This is a genomic window from Halothiobacillus diazotrophicus, from assembly GCF_001663815.1.
Lineage (GTDB): Bacteria > Pseudomonadota > Gammaproteobacteria > Halothiobacillales > Halothiobacillaceae > Halothiobacillus > Halothiobacillus diazotrophicus.
The window spans coordinates 994,544-1,016,259 of the sequence record NZ_CP016027.1 but is presented as its reverse complement, the minus strand read 5'-3'; the positions used below and the strand labels follow the sequence as shown (position 1 = coordinate 1,016,259).

The 21,716-nt window shown below is 63.2% G+C and carries 18 protein-coding genes; 11 read left to right on the top strand and 7 right to left on the bottom strand.

Annotated elements, in window-relative coordinates; all coding sequences use genetic code 11:
• Entirely contained in the window at positions 1-2,742 is a 2,742-nt protein-coding gene (locus A9404_RS04540) for an EAL domain-containing protein (RefSeq protein WP_066099085.1), read from the top strand.
• Here the strand turns inward: A9404_RS04540 and A9404_RS04535 are convergent.
• Positions 2,709-3,659, bottom strand: coding sequence for a hypothetical protein (locus A9404_RS04535; RefSeq protein ID WP_156521240.1), 951 nt, complete (start codon positions 3,657-3,659; stop codon positions 2,709-2,711). The two genes, A9404_RS04540 and A9404_RS04535, sit on opposite strands and share 34 nt — an antisense overlap.
• 140 nt (positions 3,660-3,799) lie before the next feature.
• On the opposite strand from A9404_RS04535, the gene gltX reads away from it, so the two are divergent.
• Positions 3,800-5,206 carry a glutamate--tRNA ligase gene (gltX, locus tag A9404_RS04530; RefSeq protein WP_066099082.1) on the top strand — a complete coding sequence of 469 codons (1,407 nt, stop codon included), beginning with the start codon at positions 3,800-3,802 and terminating at the stop codon, positions 5,204-5,206.
• A 49-nt stretch (positions 5,207-5,255) separates the two neighbouring features.
• Entirely contained in the window at positions 5,256-7,544 is a 2,289-nt protein-coding gene (locus A9404_RS04525; protein WP_066099079.1) for a PAS domain-containing protein, read from the top strand.
• Between the two features lie 15 nt (positions 7,545-7,559).
• Here A9404_RS04525 and A9404_RS04520 read toward each other — a convergent pair whose 3' ends face one another.
• The 6 genes from A9404_RS04520 to A9404_RS04495 are packed head-to-tail and all read right to left on the bottom strand — an operon-like array spanning position 7,560 to position 13,608.
• A complete protein-coding gene (locus tag A9404_RS04520; protein ID WP_066099078.1) occupies positions 7,560-7,916 on the bottom strand; it encodes a Na+/H+ antiporter subunit G in 357 nt (118 codons plus the stop codon).
• On the bottom strand, positions 7,913-8,197 hold the full coding sequence (locus tag A9404_RS04515; protein ID WP_066099076.1) for a K+/H+ antiporter subunit F: 285 nt from the start codon (positions 8,195-8,197) through the stop codon (positions 7,913-7,915). Before A9404_RS04515 ends, A9404_RS04520 begins: the two co-directional genes overlap by 4 nt.
• Positions 8,194-8,727 (bottom strand): Na+/H+ antiporter subunit E, encoded by a 534-nt coding sequence (locus tag A9404_RS04510; protein WP_066099074.1) that lies wholly within the window; start codon positions 8,725-8,727, stop codon positions 8,194-8,196. The genes A9404_RS04515 and A9404_RS04510 overlap by 4 nt, the downstream gene beginning before the upstream one ends.
• Positions 8,727-10,424, bottom strand: coding sequence for a monovalent cation/H+ antiporter subunit D (locus A9404_RS04505; RefSeq protein WP_082922734.1), 1,698 nt, complete (start codon positions 10,422-10,424; stop codon positions 8,727-8,729). The genes A9404_RS04510 and A9404_RS04505 overlap by 1 nt, the downstream gene beginning before the upstream one ends.
• Positions 10,421-10,801: a Na+/H+ antiporter subunit C gene (locus A9404_RS04500; RefSeq protein WP_066099072.1), complete on the bottom strand. Its 381-nt coding sequence runs from the start codon at positions 10,799-10,801 to the stop codon at positions 10,421-10,423. Before A9404_RS04500 ends, A9404_RS04505 begins: the two co-directional genes overlap by 4 nt.
• A complete protein-coding gene (locus A9404_RS04495; protein ID WP_066099070.1) occupies positions 10,801-13,608 on the bottom strand; it encodes a monovalent cation/H+ antiporter subunit A in 2,808 nt (935 codons plus the stop codon). The genes A9404_RS04500 and A9404_RS04495 overlap by 1 nt, the downstream gene beginning before the upstream one ends.
• Before the next feature lie 316 nt (positions 13,609-13,924).
• Between A9404_RS04495 and pcnB the strand changes: the two genes are divergently transcribed.
• The 8 genes from pcnB (at position 13,925) to A9404_RS04455 (ending at position 21,492) form a co-directional block, all read left to right on the top strand.
• Entirely contained in the window at positions 13,925-15,277 is a 1,353-nt protein-coding gene (gene pcnB / locus A9404_RS04490; protein ID WP_197490432.1) for a polynucleotide adenylyltransferase PcnB, read from the top strand.
• Between the two features lie 17 nt (positions 15,278-15,294).
• Complete coding sequence (folK, locus tag A9404_RS04485) at positions 15,295-15,819, top strand: 2-amino-4-hydroxy-6-hydroxymethyldihydropteridine diphosphokinase (protein ID WP_197490431.1); 525 nt, start codon at positions 15,295-15,297, stop codon at positions 15,817-15,819.
• Between the two features lie 62 nt (positions 15,820-15,881).
• Positions 15,882-16,700 carry a 3-methyl-2-oxobutanoate hydroxymethyltransferase gene (panB, locus tag A9404_RS04480; protein WP_066099068.1) on the top strand — a complete coding sequence of 273 codons (819 nt, stop codon included), beginning with the start codon at positions 15,882-15,884 and terminating at the stop codon, positions 16,698-16,700.
• Between the two features lies 1 nt (position 16,701).
• Complete coding sequence (gene panC / locus A9404_RS04475) at positions 16,702-17,607, top strand: pantoate--beta-alanine ligase (protein WP_066099067.1); 906 nt, start codon at positions 16,702-16,704, stop codon at positions 17,605-17,607.
• 111 nt (positions 17,608-17,718) lie between these two features.
• Entirely contained in the window at positions 17,719-18,678 is a 960-nt protein-coding gene (locus A9404_RS04470; protein ID WP_066099065.1) for an acetyl-CoA carboxylase carboxyltransferase subunit alpha, read from the top strand.
• A gap of 57 nt (positions 18,679-18,735) precedes the next feature.
• Positions 18,736-20,100: a tRNA lysidine(34) synthetase TilS gene (gene tilS / locus A9404_RS04465; protein ID WP_066099063.1), complete on the top strand. Its 1,365-nt coding sequence runs from the start codon at positions 18,736-18,738 to the stop codon at positions 20,098-20,100.
• A 110-nt stretch (positions 20,101-20,210) separates the two neighbouring features.
• A complete protein-coding gene (locus tag A9404_RS04460; RefSeq protein WP_066099061.1) occupies positions 20,211-20,726 on the top strand; it encodes a hypothetical protein in 516 nt (171 codons plus the stop codon).
• 16 nt (positions 20,727-20,742) lie between these two features.
• Entirely contained in the window at positions 20,743-21,492 is a 750-nt protein-coding gene (locus tag A9404_RS04455; RefSeq protein WP_156521239.1) for a Nif3-like dinuclear metal center hexameric protein, read from the top strand.
• Positions 21,493-21,716 lie beyond the last annotated feature (224 nt).

Sequence of the window (21,716 nt, the reverse complement as noted above, 5' to 3'; positions counted from 1 at the left end):
GTGAACCGACGTAACGGCGGCCGGTCCATCCTGTTTTTCAGCGTGTCGGCGCCCCTGGCGGCGCTGTTGATCTGTTTTGGTCTCTGCCATGCTGCGCAGGCTGCGCTGGAACAGCCACACGTGGTGACAATCGGCGTCCTTGCCTATGACGGCAAGCCGCGCACGGCAGCTCGCTGGCAAGCGACGGCCGACTATCTGACCGCCCAGAACCCCGGTGATCGCTTTCTGATCGAACCCATGTTCCAATCGGAACTGACTGCGGCCGTTCGCGAGAATCGTCTGGATTTCGTTCTGACTCAGCCGCTGCAATTTGTCGAGTTGTCACGCGAGGCACGCGTCTGGCCCTTGGCGACCATGAGCCTCCGTGGTCCAACCGGCTCGCTTGAGCGATTCGGTTCTGCCATCGTTGTCCGATCCGAGCGTGCCGATCTTCGTCATCTCCGCGATTTGAAAAACAAGGTGGTTGCTGGCGCCGCCGACAATGCACTTGGCGCCTGGTTGCTGGGACTCGACGCGATGTCCCGTGCAGGGCTGGACCCGCATACCGATATATTTCCACTCTTCACCGGCTTGCCCATGCAGCATGTGGTTGAGGCAGTTCTTCAGGATCGGGCGGACGCAGGCATTATTCGCACCGGTTATCTGGATCACCTGATCGCGGAGGGGCGAGTAGCGCCCGGTGCGTTACGCGTCCTTGACGCGCGAAACTACATCGGGTTTCCTTATGCCGTGTCCACCGAGCTCGTGCCGGAATGGCCGTTCTCGGCCACGACGCGCGTCAGCAGTCATCTGGCCCGGGAAGTCGCCCGCCAGCTGCTCGCGCTGCCCACGGACAGTGCGGCGGCCAAGAGCGCCGGCATCGAAAACTGGGCCTTGCCGCTGGATTATTCGACGGTCCAGCATATTCGCGATCAGTGGCTTCCATCCACACCTTCCCTGATGCGCGTGTTCCAGGTCTATGGTTTTTGGCTGATGCTGCCGATCTGGCTCCTGATTTTCCTTTTCTTCCTTCAGGGACGACGGACGCAGAAATTCCTTCGGGCGCAGGAGGATCGGCTGCGGTCTACCTTGGATGCGCTCCATGATGCGGTGGTCGTATTGTCTCCATCCGGGCATGTCCAGTTCGCGAACCGGCCGACGCACCTTTTGCTGCGTTCACCGACTCATGCGCAGGAAAGCTTGCAGGGCCGACATTACTCCGAACTGTTCCATATGCAATGGAACGGGGTGCGCGATGTGGACAGCCTGACGGAGGCGATCGAGCGCCTGCCCGAGGACCCGGAGCAGGAGTATGACATTCAGTTTCTCATCGGCCATCAGTTGCGTGAAATCGATCTCAGGGTGCGTTGGCTGGAGTCGCGTACCCCCGCCCCGTCGCGAATCATCCTCTCGATGCGGGATATGACCGATTATCGGGAGGCCACGGCATTGCTGGCCTATCGGGCCAGTCACGACCGGCTGACCGGTTTGATGAACCGGGCAGCATTCGAAGAATTCCTGGAGACCCAATGCCACTCGTTGAGCGAGAAGCGCTGTGAGGGTCTGATTCTCTGGGTCGATGTCGACGATTTCCGGCTCATCAACGAGTCCAGTTCCCGGGAAGTGGGGGATCAGATCATTGCGCGTCTGGCGAGTCACCTTTCGCTCGAATTGCCGGCCACGGGCCTTATCGCTCGTCTGGGGGCGGATGAATTCGGTATCTGGATTCCGGATATTCATTCGATTTCCTACCGTCAATGGCCGGAAGATCTGCTCTCGTCCCTGCGCGAGTGGCGTTTCACCGTGGGTAACGACCGAATCCGGATCACCCTGAGCATCGGCGTCTGCCTGGCGGATTACCGGCTGGGGGTCGATCTGATGAAGGACGCGGAAGCGGCCTGTCGGCGGGCCTACCGCGAGGGCGGTAACCGGGTGTACTGGTTCACGCGGGACGATCAGGAAATTGCCAACCGCCGCGACCAGCTGGCGACACTGGGGCAGTTGAAACAGGCACTCGATACCGACGGCTTTTGTCAGGTCATTCAGCGGATCAAGCCGACCCGCAATCGTCCAGGCACCGTGCGGGCGCACTACGAGGTACTGTTGCGGGTCGGCGATGGGGCAGGTGGCATGCAGAATCCGGCTCGATTCATCGAGGCCGCCGAAAAATACCATTTCATGGCCGAAATCGATCGCTGGGTCATTCGCAAGGCATTCGCCTTTCTCGCCCGGATCAAGGAAAACCCGCCTGTTCTGGCGATCAACCTGTCCGGCGCGACGGTTCAGGATCCGCAGATCAACCCGTTCATTCGCGCGGCCTTCCGTGAGTTCAAGCTGGACCCGTCGCTCATCTGCTTCGAGATCACCGAAACATCGGCCATCACCAATTACGATCTGGTGCTGGATCTGATGACCGCCTTGCGCGAACTGGGTTGCAGTCTGGCACTGGATGATTTTGGCGGCGGTCTGCTCTCGTTCGAATTCCTTCGACGGCTACAGCCCGATTTCGTGAAGATCGATGGCAAGCTGATTCGGGATATCGACCGGGATCCCGTCGCCGAGGTGATCGTCGGCGCGATCCACCAGGTAGCCCTCGTCATGGGCGCAGAGACCATCGGCGAATGGGTGGAGGACGAAACCACGCAGGCGCGGCTGACGGAAATCGGGATCCACTACGTGCAAGGCTACCTGCATCATCGGCCTGGCCCGCTGACGGAATTGTTGCCGGATTATTCGCCCGCCTGCACGAGATCCCCGATTTGAACGATGTGGTTGCCCGGATAGCGCAGCATGGCCGTGTGATGGCTCAGGTGAACGATGTCCGCAGCACCAAGTGATTCCAGCGTATGTCGTTCGGGGAGCGTTTCCTGTCCCAGAAGGCTGACGGGATCGGAGCGGCGCAGGAGTAGCGGGCGGTCGCTGAGGCGTAAACCGTCGTCGGCCCCGCGATTGATGGTGATCTCGCGGCCGTCGACGCGGATCACCTGGCCAGTCAGGGGTTCACAGTCCAGCGACTGACCGATGAATCTCGCGGCATGTTCGGCCAATTGCTGTAGGGATTGGCCGTACGTACTGGACCAGAAGGGACGGCCGCGCGCATCGATGGGGGGCTGGTAGGGTGCGATGCGGACGGACTCAGCCGCGATTTCCGTGTGCGCGACCTCGATCCCCTTGGCACCATTGTCGATGCTGATGTCGATCGTGCCGCTCCGCGGGTCGGCACTGGGGCCGAGGAAAGACCAGGCGCTGTCGTGGCCGGTAGCGAGGAAATCATGCCCGCTGATCCGGATGAAATAGATCTGTCCGGTTCGGGTGAAGGTGCCAATGGCAGGGGCGTTGTCACGCGCGCGCGTTGCGGGAACGAGTGTGGTTCGGAAACCGAATTCTCGATTCAGATCCGTCGCCACGGCTTCACTCAGACCGGAGCCCAGATTCAGGATGTCGGCGGGGGCACTCGGTATCCAGACGCGGCTCAATGCCACGGTCTTGACGAAGCGATGATTGGCGCAGGTTCCCGCTTCCCGGGTGGGCTCTGGCGCGGTTGGCGCATCGCTGGTCTGTTCGAGCGGCAACGCAGGCAAGCGTTGGGTGGCCGCACTTGACAGGATGGGTAGGGCGGTCGTGAGGAGTGCCAAAGAGATTGGCAAGGAGTGACGGAGAAGCCGGTTCAAGTCGCGCATGGTATGTGGTGTGCCATCCGGTGTCGGGTTGTTCAGAGGCGCCTGATGGCTACTTTACGCTATGATCCTTCCAGTTCAATAGCGCAGTTACGGCGCGGTTGTCGTTTTCACAGTTCGTTTGTCATTGTTTCGAGGTTTTCATGACGGTTCGCACGCGTTTCGCCCCATCACCCACCGGTTATCTGCATATCGGTGGTGCTCGCACGGCGTTGTTCAGCTACCTGTATGCCCGTCGGCACGGGGGCGATTTCGTTCTGCGGGTCGAGGACACGGATCTCGAGCGCTCCACGCCGGAATCCGTCAATGCCATTCTCGAGGGCATGACCTGGTTGAATCTGGATTATGACGAAGGCCCGTTCTACCAGACTCAACGGATGGATCGCTACCGGGAAGTCATTGACCAGTTGATGGCGACGGGCCATGCCTACTACTGCTATGCCAGCCGCGCGGAGCTCGATGCGCTGCGGGAAGCGCAAATGGCTCGGGGCGAGAAGCCGCGCTACGATCGCCGCTATCGCGATTTCACCGGTACGCCCCCCGAGGGCGTCGCCCCGGTCATCCGTTTCCGCAACCCCCTGGATGGGGAAGTGGTGGTCGAGGATGCGGTGCGTGGCCGGGTCGTGTTCCAGAACAGCGAACTCGACGATCTGATCATTGCCCGATCGGACGGCACCCCGACCTACAACCTGACCGTGGTGGTCGACGACTGGGACATGCAGATCACGCATGTGATCCGGGGGGATGATCATCTCAACAACACGCCGCGGCAGATCAACCTGTATCGCGCGCTGGGCGTCACGCCGCCGCAGTTCGCCCACCTGCCGATGATTCATGGCCCGGACGGTGCCAAGCTGTCCAAGCGTCATGGTGCCGTCGGGGTGATGCAGTACCGCGAAGACGGCTACCTGCCCGATGCGCTGCTGAATTATCTGGTTCGTCTGGGCTGGTCGCATGGCGACGACGAAATCTTCGACCGACCGACGATGGTGCAACTGTTCGACATCGGGGACATCAACCAGTCGGCATCCAGCATCAACCCCGAGAAACTGCGCTGGCTGAATCAGCAGTACATCAAGAACCTGCCGCCGGAGCAGGTGGCCGTCGAATTGCGCTGGCATCTCGGTCGGATCGGTATCGATCCGGCTGCCTCGTCGCTCGATCCGGCCCGACTCGTCACGGCCTATGCCGACCGGGTTCATACCCTCGTCGAGTTGGCGGCCCAGGCCCGGCCGTATTACGAACCCCTCACGGGCTACGATCCGGGCGCATTGGCAAAGCTGGACGACGACGCGCCGAAAATTCTCGATGCACTGGCCGAAGCCCTGTCCGATGACGCCGCATGGGCGTCGGAAGCCGCCCTCGATCAGACGGCCAAGGGCGTTGCCGAAGCGCTCGGGTTCAAGCTGGGCAAGGTGGGCCCGCTGTTGCGCCTGGCCCTGGTCGGGCAGAGCAGTTCCCCGAGCCTGGGCGTCACCCTGAGCCTGCTGGGGCAGGCACAGGCCGTGGATCGGGTTCGCGCGCTGAAAACCCATCTCGTGCATCCGTAACCCCCGTGTTAATCCAGGGTGCGTCAACCGCCAGATCAAAGGACTGATTATGCCGATATCGCTTCGTTGGGTTCTGGCTTACGTTATCGTTGCCATCGTCTGGATTGCGGTGATGCAATGGCTCCTGCAAAGCATCGGCGGGAGCCAGTGGTCGATTTCCATCGGCGGTCTGATCGTCGGTGGCATTTTCGTGCTGATTACGGCCTGGCTGTTGTTCCTGCTTCTGGAGCGCGGTCATGCCGGTGCGGTGTCTTCCGTGATCGATACCCATGCACTGGCGGATGCCCGTGCGCGGGTGTGGTGGGCGGCGCTGGGTGCCTTGATTGGTGTGACGCTGCTGGCGCAACTGTTCATGGTCTCGTTCGCCACGCGCGAGTATCGCCCGGTGTTGCTGAAACAGGCCCATGCCGAACTGGTCGCCCAGGCGCGGCTCCAAACCAAGGCGATTCATGATTGGCTGAGCGTGCGCGCGGAGCAGGTCGCCCGGTTGGCAACGCAGGCAGGAACCCTCTCCGAGCGATTGCAGAATCACGCACAGAACCCGGCAGAAGCTTTGGGGGAGCTGAGTCAATTGGTGACGGATGGGCGATTCGTCACGGTCACGCTGTACAACGCCGATCACCTGCAGAAATTGCAATTCGGACTCAAAAGTGCGGCCAAGGCACCGGATCTCCTGTTCGAACAGGCGGCAGCGACGTCGAAGGTGCAGTTTTCCTGTCGCTTCAGTCCGGGACGATCTTCCGTCGATTGTTATTGGGTGCTGCCCGTCTTTCTTGGCCATAGCGAGGTGAGTGGCGGCCCGTGGTATCTTGTTTTCTACAGTGCGCTTGATGCGCAGGCACTTGCTGGCCACGATGCCACGGAGCCGGATCATCCTGCACGAACCCTGATGCTCGTCTCGCCGGACGAGTCGTCCCCCCGCCAGTGGTTGAGTTTCTCGCTGCATCCGGGCAGCAATGCTACCGTGCGGGCGCTGTCCACCCGAGAGGCTGCCTGTCTCGATCAGGCCAGCCCCTTGAGTGGGCTGCTTCGACCGGAATCCGATGATCTGCATGCCGCGACACCGTCCCCGTCGCCTAAAATGATGAGCGGCCGGCTGGATTGTTCACCGAGATCCGTGCTGTATGCGCGTCTGATCGTGCCGGAAATCAATGCACTGCTGTGGGCGGCCAACACAGAGTCCGCAATCCTCCAGCCCATCCGCAAAACGCGTCAATTGCTGGCGGTCGCGGCGCTGTCCGGCGTCATGGCCTTGCTGCTGGCCCTGTTCTTTTTCTGGCAGATCATGCGTCTGCATCATCAGAAGGCCCTGTTTGCATTGGTGCGCGAGCGCGATCAGCTGGGCGTGTTTTGGGAGCAGATGCCGACACTCGGTCTGGCTCTGGTCGATCCGGCCTCGGGCGCGGTCCTGAACGTGAATCGTCGCTGGGCGCAAATTTTTCATTCCGGTCGGGAAGCGATGCTGGGTCGGGAGTTGCTGGCGTTGATTCAGCCGGTGTCTGCGCTGATCGATTCCGCGGAAGTCCGCGCTGGCGATGAACAGATCCTGCAGGATTTGTGCGCGGGTATCCGGGAAGAAGTGGTTCTGACCCGACGGATTCGGGTGAGCGATCCTGTCGGCGAATGGGTGCGCGTCAGCATGCGCGCCCTCAAGGCGTCGGATCAGTCGATTCTGGGCGTGGTCGTCGCACTGGACAGTTTGGGTGAAACCGTCGACAACGCCCACCAGACGCAGGCGGAACGGGATTTCTATCGCCTGGCCTGGGCCCTGGTGCAATCCGGGCGCCAGCCGCCTGCCGAGACGCCGGTCGTCCCAGAACCGGATGCGTCGGCAACGTCATTCCCCGCCGACCGATTCAGCATGCTGAGCGAGCGGATCGTTACGGAGACCGGGATCGTGGCCGCCTGTCTCTATACCCACTGGCCCGAGGTCTGGTCGACGGCACCGGATCTCACGGGGCCTCAAATCGAGCAGCAGGAGCAGAAGCTGTTTCAGTGTGCGGGCGGTAGCGCGGCGATTCGGGATCTGGCCAACCAGCTGGCGGCCAATGGCTTGATCGATCGCGTTCTGGTGGCCCAGTCGCCGATCTTTGTCGATGACGAGGTCAAATCCGCCGCCCCGAGTCCGGGGCTTTCCCTGCAGTCCGAATTGTGCGATCAGCTCAAATCCCACCCGGTGGGTGCTTTCGCGGTGATTCCCGTGTCCACGGGTAATGGAGATTGCGTGCGGGCCTGGATCGTCTTCGCCGGCGAGGGCATGCGTTTCACGGCCCCGGTTCGTACGGCGCTGATGGCGCTGCTCGCCGTGGCCACCGAGGAACTCGCTACGGGCGAGTAGGTGTCGATCGGGATCTTATTCGGGGGTTGTGGTCCCGGGCTTGTCGGTCTGGGGTTCGCCCGTCTTGCTTGATGTCTCGTCCTTCGTTTGCCGGCAACGCGCCGACGAGGCCAGCATCAGTGCGCTGATCGGCGCGGTCACCCACAGGAACACGATGATCAGCGCTTCATGGAGGGATGCGTGCCCCGACTTCAACGAGAAGAAGAGGGCGGAAGCCAGCAGCAGCGCCGTGACGCCCAATGTGGAGGCCTTGGTGGGCGCATGCAGGCGCATGAAGAAATCCGGAAACTTGACGAGACCGATCGATCCGAGCAGGACGAATGCGCTGCCCAGAATGATCAGCCCGGCGATCGCGAATTCGGCGATGGTCATGACTGTTCCTCCGATTCGATGATTCGGCCTCGCAGGACGTACTTGGCCAGTGCCACGGTGCTCACGAAGCCGAGCACCGCGAGCAGCAATGCGGCCTCGAAGTTGATGGCGCTGCCCGTCCACAGGCCGAACAGCACGATCAGCGCGATGGCGTTTACTGCGAGGGTGTCCAGCGCCAGGATGCGGTCGGCCAGAGCGGGGCCACGGAGCACGCGGTAGAAGCTCAGCAGGCAGGCGATGCCAACGAGCGCCAGGCCGACGACAGCGGCGATGCCGATCATGAATGGGCTCCTTTCATCGAGGTGTCTTCGGTCTCGCCGAAGATTCGCTGAATCCGCCGTTCGTATCGGTCCTTCATGCCGGCGATCTCGTCATCGGCATCATCGGTATGTAGGGCGTGGACGATCAGGTGACTGCGATCCGCTGCGATCTCGCAGGAAACCGTGCCGGGCGTCAGGGTGATGGTACTGGCGAACAAACTGATGGCCGTCGGGTGTCGGACGGACAGCGGGACGATCAGGAACTGCGACTTCAGGGCCGCATTCCGGCCCAGCACCTGCCGCGCCACGATGAAGTTGGCTACGACGATATCGCGGATCACCAGCAGTACATAGCCGAGCAGCGCCACGGGCCGACGGATGGGCAGGGGGGCGGTGTCCCGCGGCCCCAGTGCCGGGGGAATCGCCAATCCAATGAGAAGACCGAGCAGAATCTGTCCCGTCGACAGACTGTTGTTCAATAGGAGCCAAAGCAGCGCAAGACTGAGGCTCAATAGCGGTCTGGGCAGGATTTTCTTCAGAAACGCGTTCATCAGTGTGTTCCTCCCGCTGTCGTGCCTGGGTCTGTGCCTGGGTCTGTGCCTGGGTTGGTGCCCAAGTCCATGCCAGGGTCCATGCCAGGGTCCATGCCAGGGTCCATGCCATGGATGGGATGAACCGGAAACGCCGGGTGCGTCGAAGCGCGCGCATCCGTGGACAGGACGGCCTGGATGTAGGCCGGCGTCCGAGCGATCTGGCTGCTCGTGCCTTCCAGCCAGCTGCTGAGCGGGTGGGCACCAATCACCATCAAGGCGGCAACCAGCAGGGGACTGACGACCGCAATCCATGCCCAGGTATTCGGCTTGACACTTGCCGGTGCGTCGGTGCGCGGTTGCTCCACGCGGTAGAACAGTCGGGTTCCGCTACGGGCCAGAGCGATGACGGCCAGAAGGCTCGTGATCAGGATCGTTGCGAAAATCGGGGTGCGCAAGGGATGGTCCATGGCTGCGGAGAGGATGAGAACCTTGCCGAAGAACCCGGTCAGCGGCGGCAGGCCCGCCATGGCGAGGGCATAGACGAAGAACAGAGATCCGATAAGGACCATCCCGGCCATGGGCGGTGCGGATTGCCAGCTGTCGCCATGGGCGCGGCCCCGCCGGATCATGTCGGTCAGCAGGAAGAAGCCTGCGCTCAGCACCGTGGTGTGAATCCAGTAGTACAGGGCGCTGCTGATCGCCGCTTCGCTCCGCATGCCGAGGGCGATCATCAAGGTGCCCACGGAGGCGAGGATCAGATAGGCCACCTGCCGCCGCAGGTTCTGTGCCGCAAGCACGCCCAGGGTGCCCATGACCAGCGTCACGATGCCGAGCCAGATTTGCCAGGGTGCCACGAGATCGACGAATGCGGCGGGTGCCGTATCCGCGTCGAACAGGGTGCCGTGGACGCGCAGCATGGCATACAGCCCCACCTTCGTCATGATCGCAAAGAGGGCAGCAACAGGCGCGGAGGTTTCCGCATAGGTGGCCGGCAGCCAGAGGTACAGCGGAAACGCGGCGGCCTTGATCGCGAACACCACGAAGAGCATCAGGCTGGCGGCGGCGATGATGGCGTAGTTCTGTGCGGGTGCCTGGCCGAGTTTCACGGCGAGATCGGCGAGGTTCAGCGTACCCAGCACGCCATAGAGCGCGCCCACAGCGAACAGGAACAGGGTCGAGCCGATGAGGTTGATCACCATGTAGTGAAGACCCGCGCGACTGCGCTTTGCTCCGCCGCCATGCAGCATCAGGCCGTAGGATGCCAGCAGCAGGACCTCGAAGAACACGAACAGGTTGAAGACGTCGCCGGTGAGGAAGGCGCCGTTCAGCCCGAAGAGCTGCGCCTGGAACAGGGCGTGGAAATGCGGGCCGCGTCGATCCTCGTCCGTTGCGACGGCATAGAGGAAACTGACGACGGCGAGACCGGCCGTGAGCAGGAGCATGAGCCCGGCCAGTCGATCGTAGACCCAGACGATGCCGAAGGGCGCGGGCCAGTCGCCCATGGGGTAGACGAGATGCTGGTCGCCGGCGCCGCTGATCAGCAGGGCGGCGACGCCGAGCAGGAGCAGGGCGACGCTCGACCCGCTGACGATCCGTTGCAGTCGAACGCTGCGCCGATGCATCAGGATCAGCAGGACGGCGCTGAAAACCGGCAGGAAGACGGGCAGGGCGAGCCAGTGCAGGGGCCAGACGGGAGCGGAAAACAGGCCGGTCATGATGTCGCGTCGTCCTTCTGGTCTTCGGCTGTCGGACCCGACAATTTTGAACCGGGGAGCGGCGCACCGTCGACATGGTCATTGCCAAGCTCCGCACGCGTCTTCAGTGCCAGCACGATCACGAAGGCGGTCATGGCGAAGGCGATCACGATGGCCGTCAGCACCAGGGCCTGCGGAAGCGGGTCCGCGTAGTGGCTCTGGTTGCCCAGTACCGCCGCGGCGTTGCTGGCCAGTCGGCCCATGCCGAACAGGAACAGGTTGACCGCGTAGGAAAGCAGGGTCAGACCCAGTACGACGGGGAAAGTCTGGGCACGCAGCGTGAGATACACGCCGGAGGCCGTCAGCATGCCGATCAGCAGGGCGAAAAGCAGGGACATCAGGCGGTCTCTCCCGTTGTGGCGGCTTTCTCGCCTGAGGGGCGCAGCTCCAGATGCGCCATGTGAACCAGCATCAGCACGCTCGCGCCCAGTACGACCAGGAACACGCCGAGGTCGAACATCATGGCCGAGGCCAGTTCCACGCTGCCGATCAGCGGGATTTCCCAGTGGCCGAAGGTGGAGGTGAGGAAGGGGAAGCCCGCAGCGATGGCGGCGAGCCCGGTGCCCAGAGCGAGCAACAGGCCGAACCCGATGGCGCCGTGGGTCGGGATCAGCAACTTGCGCTCCGTGGCCCGGACACCCTGCGCGAGGTACTGCGTGATCAGTGCGCTGGCGACGATCAGCCCGGCGATGAAGCCGCCACCAGGCGCATTGTGACCGCGCAGCAGGATGTACAGCCCGAACACGAGGGTGAGCGGCAGCAGCAGCTGGCTCAGGGTCTGGAATAGCAACGGCTGGGCCGCGGACAGGCAACCCGGGCCGGCCGAGTCCTGCGGTAGTCTGAGATTCTGCAGCAGGGCAAACACGCCAAGCGCGGCCAGCGCCAGGACGCTGATCTCGCCGAAGGTATCGTAGCCCCGGAAATCCACCAGGATGACGTTCACGACGTTATGGCCGCCGCCTTCCGTGAGGCTGTTGGCCAGGAAGTAGCCGGCGATGTTCTCGTAATCGCGCGACATGACGGCATAGGTCAGGATCGTGGCGCCAATCCCGGCCAGGGCCGCGATGCCGATATCGCGGTATTGGCGAGGCCCTCGTTCGCTTGTGCCCCGGGCCGGCAGATAGCGCAGGGCCAGCAGCATCAGCACGATGGTGATGACTTCCACGGAAAGCTGCGTGAGGGCGAGATCCGGGGCCGAATAACGGACGAACAGCAGGGCGACGCCCAGGCCGACGACGCTCATCGGCAGCAGGGCGCGCAGGCGTTGCGTATGAATCCCGGCGGCGACGACGGATGCGGCCATCATGAGCAGCATGCCGGCAGTGGTGATGCCGTCAAAGGCCGGGGCATCAACGTCCGGGCCGAACAGCGGTGCCTGGAAGCTGAGGAAACCGACCAGCCCCGCCAGGATCGCGGCGATCAGGGTCCAGAGGGCCATGGGTTGCAAGCGTCCCTGATCGAACCAGCGGGTGACCGATGCAGCGCCCAGGTGCACGGATCCGATGAGTGCGTCGAACAGGGTCTTCGCATTGAGGTGGCCGATGCCGTGTTCGTGGAACCGTGTGAGCGGCCGACGCAGAGCGTAAACGAGCAGACCGCCGCCCAGGGCAATGGCACTCATCAGTAGGGGGAGCTTGAAACCGTGCCAGATGGCCAGGCTGAAATGGGGTGGTGCGGCATTCAGGACGGCAGCGGCGGTGAAGTTCAGCAGCCCGCCGATCAGGACGGCCGGGAAGATACCGACGGCCAGACAGACCACGACCAGGATGTCCACCGGAACGCGCATCATGCGCGGTGGCTCGTGAATTTCCTTGGGTAGATCGGGGTCGGGCGTTCCGAAAAACGTGTCATGGACGAAGCGGATCGAGTAGGCAACCGACATCACGCCCCCGAGCGTCACCAGCAGCGGCAGGAACCACGTGGGACCAAACTCCGGCGCCACGTCCAGCGCCTCGCTGAAGAACATCTCCTTGCTCAGGAAACCGTTAAGCAGCGGAACGCCTGCCATGGCCGCGGCAGCCACGATGGCGAGGGTGGCCGTGTGCGGCATCTTGCGCGCCAAACCGCCCAGGCGGCGCATGTCCCGGGTACCGGTCTCGTGGTCGATGATGCCGGCAACCATGAACAGCGAGGCCTTGAAGGTGGCGTGGTTGATGAGATGGAAGATCCCCGCTACCGCCGCCAGCGGTGTGCCGAAGCCGAACAGCAGGGTGATCAGCCCCAGGTGACTGATGGTGGAGTAGGCGAGCAGACCCTTGAGATCGTGCTTGAACAGGGCCGTGTAGGCACCGAGCAGGAAGGTGGCGAGGCCGGCGCCCCCGACCAGCACCAGCCATTCCTCCGTGCCGGATAGCACGGGAAACAGGCGAGCCAGCAGGAAAATGCCCGCTTTGACCATGGTGGCCGAATGGAGGTAGGCCGAGACCGGCGTCGGTGCGGCCATGGCGTTGGGCAGCCAGAAATGGAAGGGGAACTGGGCCGATTTCGTGAAGGCGCCGAGCAGGATCAGCAGCAGGATCGGCAGATACAGCGGACTGGCGCGTAGCGTGTCGCCGGCATTGAGTACCGTGCTCAGGTTGTAGCTGCCCACCACGTGGCCGAGCAGCAGCACCCCCCCGAGGAGGGCCAGTCCGCCCATGCCTGTCACGGCCAGAGCCATTCGGGCGCCCTGGCGCGCTTCCTTGCGGTGTTGCCAGAAGCTGATCAACAGGAAAGAGGAGAGGGAGGTGAGTTCCCAGAAGACCACCAGCTGGATCAGGTTTTCCGAGAGCGCGATGCCGAGCATGGCGCCCATGAAGAGCATGAGGCCCGAGAAGAAGCGCCCCGGATGGTCCTGGGAAGAAAGGTAGTAGCGGGCATAGACGATGATCAGCAGGCCGATCAGCAGGATCAGGCCGCTGAACAGGATGCTCAGCCCATCGAGTCGGAAGGCGAAATCCAGTCCGATCTGCGGCAGCCAGGCAAAGCGGATGACCTGCGGGGTGGCGAGATCGGCGTGACCGACCAGCAGCCCCAGCAACACCAGACCGGTAATCGTGGTGGCGCCGGCCACCCAGGGCGCGGCACGCCGATCCCAGCCGACGCTCAAAGCGATGAGCGGCGCACTCAGAAAAGGCAGCAGGACGATCAGGATCAGGGTTGCCATAGGGCCTTCATGACCTCGTGCCGTGGCGATGGGAACACGGTGCGGCGGCAACGCGCGCGCCGCCGGTCACCGCATTGATGGATTGCCCATGGGCGGATGTCCGCAGGAAAGAAGGGATCGCGCTTGTGTCGCGGCGATAGTCGGTGGCGTAACGGCTCATTCGCTCAAATCTAACATGCCTTATGGGATCTGCAGAAAATTTATCATGTCGAAAGCATAAGATCATGGCGACAAGGCGACCGAATGTTAGACTTTAGCGCTCTATTCCTGTGCAACCACCGTTCATTTTTGAGTTTTTAGACGAGAAATCAAAACCTTGTTTCCCGATAAGCCCTCGCCAGAGTACATCGCGCCCGAAAAACACGAGATTCTTCGGGATCATCTCAGCGATCATGCGCTCAACGTTCTTCAGCGCCTGCACGATCATGGCTATGCCGCCTATCTGGTCGGCGGCTGCGTGCGCGATCTGCTGCGCGGCGTTCGGCCGAAGGATTTCGACGTGGTGACGGATGCCCGTCCCGAGCAGGTCAAGGCGCTGTTCCGTCACGCCCGGATCATCGGGCGCCGGTTCAAGATCGTGCATGTCGTCTTCGGTCGGGATCTGATCGAGGTCACCACCTTCCGTGGGGGCGATGACGAGGGCGTGCGGCGGTCCGACCAGGGCCGCATCCTGCGCGACAACGTGTTCGGCACCATCGACCAGGACGTCTGGCGACGGGATTTCGCCTGCAATGCCTTGTACTACAACTATGCGGACGACACGCTCGTCGACTATGTCCAGGGCTGGCAGGACGTGCAGAGCGGCCATCTGCGCATCATCGGCGATCCGGCGACCCGCTATCGCGAGGACCCGGTCCGGATGCTGCGCGCCGCGCGCTTCATGGCCAAGCTGGGATTCACGCTCCTGCCGGAAACGGCGGAGGCCATTCACATCTGCCGCGATCTCTTGAAGGACATCGCGCCGGCCCGGCTGTTCGACGAAAGCATCAAGCTGTTCCAGGGCGGGCATGCCTGGGCGGGCTTCCTGCAGCTGCGCGAGCTCAATCTGCTGGGTTATCTCTTCGCCGGTCTGAACGATCTGCTCGACCGCGACTACGATCGCGTTTCCGCCCTGGTGGAAAAGATTCTCACCGGTACCGATGAGCGCATTCAGCTCGGTCTGCCCGTCAATCCGGCCTTCCTGCTCGCCGGACTGCTGTGGGCCGATCTCAGTCGCCGCCGCGAGTACTGGGTGCACCAGCGCGTCGACGTCGATGCGGCTCTGGATCTGGCGGCCGACGAAGTGATCGCCGCCACGGTGCGTCAGGTTGCGATTCCCCGGCGGCTTACGGATCTGATGCGGGTCATCTGGTCCTTGCAGCCGGCCCTGGAGCGGGAGGGGCAGAACATGGTGCCCGGTGCGCCGCTGGACGGCTTGACCGAAGCACAGAAAACCCTGCTGGCCCATGCCTGGTTCCGTGCTGCACTGGATTTCCTCTGTCTGCGGAGTGAAGTGGGCGAGGTGTCCGATTCGATCTGTGCGTTCTGGCGGCACTATGCGCCGGCGCGCGACAAGGATTCCGGCGAGGCGGTGCCGACCGTCCTGCCCGAAGATTTCGTGACGCACGGCGATCCGAAGCGGCGTCCCCGTCGGCGTTCGCGCCGACCCCGCCAGTCGCGCCCGCATTGAGTCGCGACGAACGGCCGATGGCAGATCGTGCAGGCATGAAGCCCGACGAAGTCGTGTCGACGATTGCGCTCGGGAGCAATCTCGGTCATCCGGTCGAACAACTGGGCCGGGCGCTCCAGGCGCTGGACTGCCTGCCGCAGACGTCGGTGCTCAAGCGATCTAAACTGTATGCGAACCCGCCGATGGGGCCGCAGGATCAACCCGATTACGTGAATGCGGTCGCGTTGCTGGTCACCCGGTTATCTCCGGGAGAGCTTCTGGGGGCGCTCAAGGCCCTGGAGCAGGCAGCCGGACGCTACGCCACCCGATATTGGGGCGAGCGTGTGCTGGATCTGGATATTTTGACCTATGGCGACCAGACGATCGATCAGCCCGACCTGACCGTGCCGCATCCGGGGATTGCCGAGCGACGCTTCGTATTGGAGCCCTGGGCGGAAATTGCGCCGGAGGCCGCGTTGCCGGACGGTCGCCGGATCGTCGATCTGCTGGCGGCGGCGCCGGTGCATGCGTTGCGGGTCATCCCCGACGCCCACGGCGGCTAGCCCAGACACCTTGCGGGTGTTTTCGCCTTTTCCCTGAATTCCCAAGCCAATGAGTGATCCGAATGATGAACACGGCCGATGACGTGATTGTGCCCCGAACGATTCCCGCCCTCTGGCAGGCGAAACGCCGGAAGCAGCCGATCACCATGTTGACCGCTTACGATGCCAGTTTTGCCCGTGCGGCCGATGAGGCCGGGATCGACGTCCTGCTGGTCGGCGATTCGCTCGGCATGGTGGTCCAGGGACAGCGCGATACCCTGTCCGTCACCCTGGATGACATGGTCTACCACACCCAGTTGGTTCGTCGGGGCGCGCCCGGCCGCCTGATCATGGCCGACATGCCCTTCCTGTCCGATAGCACCGTGGCCCAGGCTTTGGCGAGCGCCGGCCGGCTCCTGCAGGAGGGCGGGGCGGATCTCGTCAAGATCGAGGGCGGGGAAGCCAAGGCTCCGATCATCCGCGCGCTGACCGATGCGGGTATCCCGGTCTGCGCCCATGTCGGGCTGCTGCCGCAGCATGTGCGCCAGTTGGGCGGCTATCGGGTTCAGGGTCGGGATGCCGAGGATGCCGCGCGTATCCTGCACGATGCCGAGGTTCTGGTCGAAGCGGGCGCCGTGATGGTACTGGTGGAATGTGTCCCCGGCCCGCTGGGTACCCGTCTGGCGACCGCCCTGGAAACGCCGGTGATCGGCATCGGTGCCGGGAACGGCGTGGATGGTCAGGTGCTCGTCCTGCATGACCTGCTCGGGCTCAACGATCATCCGCCGCGGTTCGTGCGCGATTTTCTGCGTGGACGCGGTTCCATCGGTCAGGCGCTGACGGCCTATGTGGCGGCCGTCCGAGACCGCAGCTTCCCGGCGGAGCACGAGGGCTACATCTGACATGCGGATCTTGCGGACACGCGCGGAGCTCGCCCAGTGGCGCGCCGAGCAGCAGGCGGCCGGAACCGCGATCGCCTTCGTACCGACCATGGGCAATCTGCATGCGGGCCATATGCGCCTGGTCGATCAGGCCCGTCAGATGACCCGGCTGTCTTCGCCGCGGGCCGTACTGGTTTCCATCTTCGTCAACCCGCTCCAGTTCAACGATCCGGGCGATCTGGCCCGCTACCCGCGGACGGAAACGGAGGATTGCGCGCTGCTGACGGCACGCGGCGTCGATGCGGTATTTCTGCCGTCGCTGGAAACCATCTACCCCGATGCCACGGCTGACGGTACCGGCCTGCAGGTCAGCGTGATGCCGGGGCCGCTGGCCGAGCATTGGGAAGGTGCGGCGCGGCCGGGGCACTTTGCGGGCATGATCACCGTGGTCGCCAAGCTGTTTCAACTGGTGCGGCCCGCAGTGGCCGTGTTCGGCGAGAAGGATTTTCAGCAGTTGCAGATCGTGCGGCGGCTGGTGCGCGATCTGGATTTCGATATCGAAATCGAGCCCGTGGCCACCGCGCGGGCGGACGACGGCCTGGCGCTTAGCTCCCGCAACCGTTTCCTGACCGCTGCCGAGCGGGCAATTGCACCGCGGCTGAATGGCGAGCTTCGCCGCGCGGCGGAACGCATCGAAGGGCGTGCGGCCCCCGTGGCCCAGGTGCTCGCCGAAGGCATCGATGCCTTGACCGCTGCAGGATTCGTTATCGATTATTTCGCGTATTGCGATGTCGATACCCTGTTGCCCCGCCAAGATGACGGCCTGGATGACGGCCAGGATGACGGCCAGGGACAAGGGTCGGGAATCCTGTTGGCAGCCGCCCGTCTGGGTGCTGTCCGGTTGCTGGACAATTGCCGCGTCGGCTAGTGCGCCGGGTCGATTCGCTCCGCGCGATCAGGCGGAAAGCGCGGGCAAGTCGAGCCCGGCCGACGGTTTACGTTAGAATCCCTATCACGTTTGTTTTTTCGGAAGCGTTCAATGAATCCCAATTACCTTGAATTTGAACAGCCTATCGCGGAACTGGATGCAAAAATCCGCGAACTGCGGTTGATGGACAACACCGCCGGTTTGGACATCAACGAGGAAATTGCGCGTCTTGAAGCCAAGAGCACGGAATTGACGCGGTCGATTTTCAGCAACCTCACCGCCTGGCAGATCAACCAGATCGCCCGCCATCCCCAGCGCCCCTATACCTTCGACTACGTCCAGCACCTGTGTACGGATTTCGTCGAGCTGCACGGCGATCGCGCCTTTGCGGACGATCAGGCGATCGTGGGCGGCATGGCCCGGTTCGACGGCATTCCGGTCATGATCATCGGCCATCAGAAGGGCCGGGATACCAAGGAAAAGATCCGGCGAAACTTCGGGATGCCCCGTCCCGAGGGTTACCGCAAGGCCAAGCGACTCATGGAGCTGGCCGCCAAGTTCAAGCTCCCGGTACTGACCTTCATCGACACGCCGGGCGCCTACCCGGGCATCGATGCCGAGGAGCGGGGACAGAGCGAGGCCATTGCCCGCAACCTGTACGTGATGGCCGACCTGCCGACGCCGATCATCGTGACGGTGATCGGCGAGGGTGGTTCGGGCGGCGCTCTGGCCATCGGTGTCGGCGATCATGTGATGCAGTTGCAGTACGGCACCTACTCGGTGATTTCCCCCGAAGGTTGCGCGTCGATCCTCTACAAGAGTGCCGAGCAGGCGCCCGAGGCGGCTGAGGCACTGGGCATCACCGCCCCGCGTCTGCTGGAACTCGGTTTGATCGACGAAGTGGTGCCCGAGCCCTGCGGCGGCGCCCATCGGGATATCCCCCTCATGGCGCAGACCCTCAAGGCCTCGATCAAGCGGGCCCTGCTCAAGCAGATGAACCGACCGACAAGTGCCCTGTTGACCCGTCGCTACGAGCGGCTCATGAGCTACGGACAGTTCCTGGAAGAGTAACCCGCGCCGCGGCGAGCCGAACCGCCCCGGTTGGCGCATCGAATCCCGGAGACCTCGATGGCGGTGGATCATACCGAATTTCCTGCGCAGGCTCGGGTCGTTCTCGCCAGTTCGGGCGGGGCGGATTCCCTGGGCGCGCTCATTCGCCTGCAGGAACTGCACGCCCGGGGCGATATTCATCATCTGAGCGTCGTGAGCGTGGATCATCAGATCCATCCGGAGTCCGCTTCCTGGAGCGATCTGGCCTGTGCCCAGGCGCAGCACCTCGGGGTATCGGCACATACGCTCCGGGTGAACGTTCCGCCGCAGACCGAGCACGGTCACCGCTCACTGGAGGCCCGCGCCCGCGCGGCGCGCTACCAGGCCCTTGCCGATTGGATGACAACGCAGCCCCCATCGGGCGTGCTCGTGACGGCGCACCATGCCGAGGATCAGGCCGAAACCGTCCTGCTTGCTGCCCTGCGCGGCAGTGGAGCCGCAGGTCTTGCCGCCATGCCCGTCTGGTCGCGTTTTGCCAACGGCTGGCATTGGCGTCCCTTCCTGGACATGCCCCGGGCCGAATTGCGCGCACCGGCCGAGCAGAGCGGTCTCGGTTTCGTGAGCGACCCCAGCAACGCCGACTTGCGCCATGACCGCAACTACCTTCGCGCCGAGATTCTGCCGCGCTTGAACGTCCGGTGGCCGCAGGCCGTCGCCCGACTGGATCAGACCGCCGCGCAGGCAGGCGAGGATCTGACGCTGCTCTCCGCCCTGGCCGAACTGGATGCCGGGGGGACTCTGGATGGAACGGATCTGCCGACCGTGCGTCTGATTGGTCTGCCACTCGCCCGGCAAACAAACGTCCTTCGGGCCTGGATTCGGCGTCGCGGGGCGTTGATGCCGCCTCGGGCCCGCCTCCAGTCCTTCGTGGATCAACTGCAGCAGTCCGCCTCGGCGCGGATGCCCACGCTAGCCTGGGGCGATTGGCGCATCACGCGCTATCGGGATCGTCTGTACTGGCGGACGGGCGACGAATCGACGCCGGCGACACCGGTCGTCTGGGCGGACAAGCGACAGCCTGTGGCCTGGACGAACAGCCGTGTCTGGCGGCTCGTACCCACGAACTCGTCGGACCCGCTGGCCATCGATGCCCGCTGGCTGACACGGGATTGGCTGTTGCGCGCGCGTCAACCGCAGGACCGGATCCGTACCCAGGCCAAGCGCCCATCGCGCACCCTGAAGAACTGGTTTCAGGCGCAGGGCGTGCCGCCGTGGTCACGGGAGTCGGCTGTGGTCATCGAAATCGACGGGCAGCTGGCCTGCCTTGCGACGTTGGGGGTGGATCTCGCGTTCCGACCCGCCCATGGTGCCCCCGGTTGGCGGGTGGAGGCGGTCCCGACCGCGCCCGTGGTACAGTTGCCGCCGGATGACCTGACCGGCTGATCCGACGTCGATGGGCGGGTTGTTTCGCGTTGGGGCGCGTCGCAGCAGGCGGCGATCCTCCACGGGATATCGGCCCGCACAGGGCGCAAGCGACGAATACGGGAGCAGTTATGTCGATTCATCTGGAGCATGTGACCCCCAAACGCTGGACGCGCTGGCTCGACCGCGTGCTGGCCCAGGCCCTCGCGATTTTGCGACAGACATTCATGGTGCTGATGATCGCCTATACCCTGGTCTGCATTTTCAGCTTCGCGGTGAAATTGAGCGTGCTCACCGCGGCGCATGGCGCCCTGGATTTCACGGCGATCAACGAATTGCTGACGGATGGCCTCTACGTGCTGATCATCCTCGCCATCGTGAAATCGCTGTTTCTGAGGAACCCGTTCGATTACGCCGTGACGCTGCTGGAAACCGGTTTTGTCGTGCTTATCCGAAAACTGATCCTGTTGCCCACCGATCCCGGCGAGTGGCGACTGCTCCTGGTCCTGGGGCTTACCTCATCCGTGTTTTTCGTGCTGATTCTGGTGATTCATGGGCTGAAGCGCCGCTGGCATGGGCAGGATCATCCGCGACCGGCATCGACCGGGTTCTCGGCCGCCGGTCCCGACATCAACGACGTCAAATGAACAAAGGAACCGCCAGATGATTCATCGATCAGACCTTGTAGCTTTCTGCGACGACGTGCTGGCATCGTCGGGCTCGCCAGATTACGCGCCCAATGGCCTGCAGGTGGAAGGACGCGAGCGGATCGCCCATATCGTGACCGGCGTTACGGCCTGTCAGGAGCTGATCGACGTGGCGATCGATCTGCGTGCGGACGCCATCCTGGTGCATCATGGCTTCTTCTGGAAAAACGAGCCGGCACCCATCGTCGGCATGAAATACCGGCGGATCGCAGCGCTGATTAAGCATGACATCAATTTGATTGCCTATCATTTGCCGCTCGATCGTCAGCCCGAATTCGGCAACAATGCAGCTCTCGCGGATCAATTGGGCCTGACGGAGCGCCGTCTGTTCGGCGCGCAGGAACTGGCGGTGGCGGGCACCTTGCCGGATTCCTGCACGGTCGATGATCTGACGGCGCGCCTGACCGAGGTGCTCGGGCGCCCGCCGCTGGTCGTCGGGCCGACGAATCGGCCTCTGCGACAGATCGGCCTGTGTACCGGCGGCGCGCAGGACTACATCGGCGATGCGGCGGCCCTGGGGCTGGATGCCTACATCTCCGGCGAGATCAGCGAGCGGACCACGCATGTTGCCAGGGAGGAGGGCATTGTGTATTTTGCGGCCGGGCATCATGCCACCGAGCGAGACGGCGTTCGCTTGTTGGGCGATCGGATTGCCAGCCAGTTCGACGTACGGGTGACCTTTGTCGATATCGACAACCCCGTGTGAAGAAAGTGCATGCCCGTGCCCATGGCCATGCGATAAAGATGTCATGAAATGGATTAATGACACTTGTTTGACGTACGCGGCCTGAACCGTAAGAATCGTCAGGTTTGAGCGATGAAAGGTGCCGCGACGCGGGCACGTTGCAGAGCTGTCGAGTTCAATAAGAACAGACTGCGCCGGAGTTTTCGGATTCCGGTGAACGGTCGAATGTCCGCAACCGACAGCGT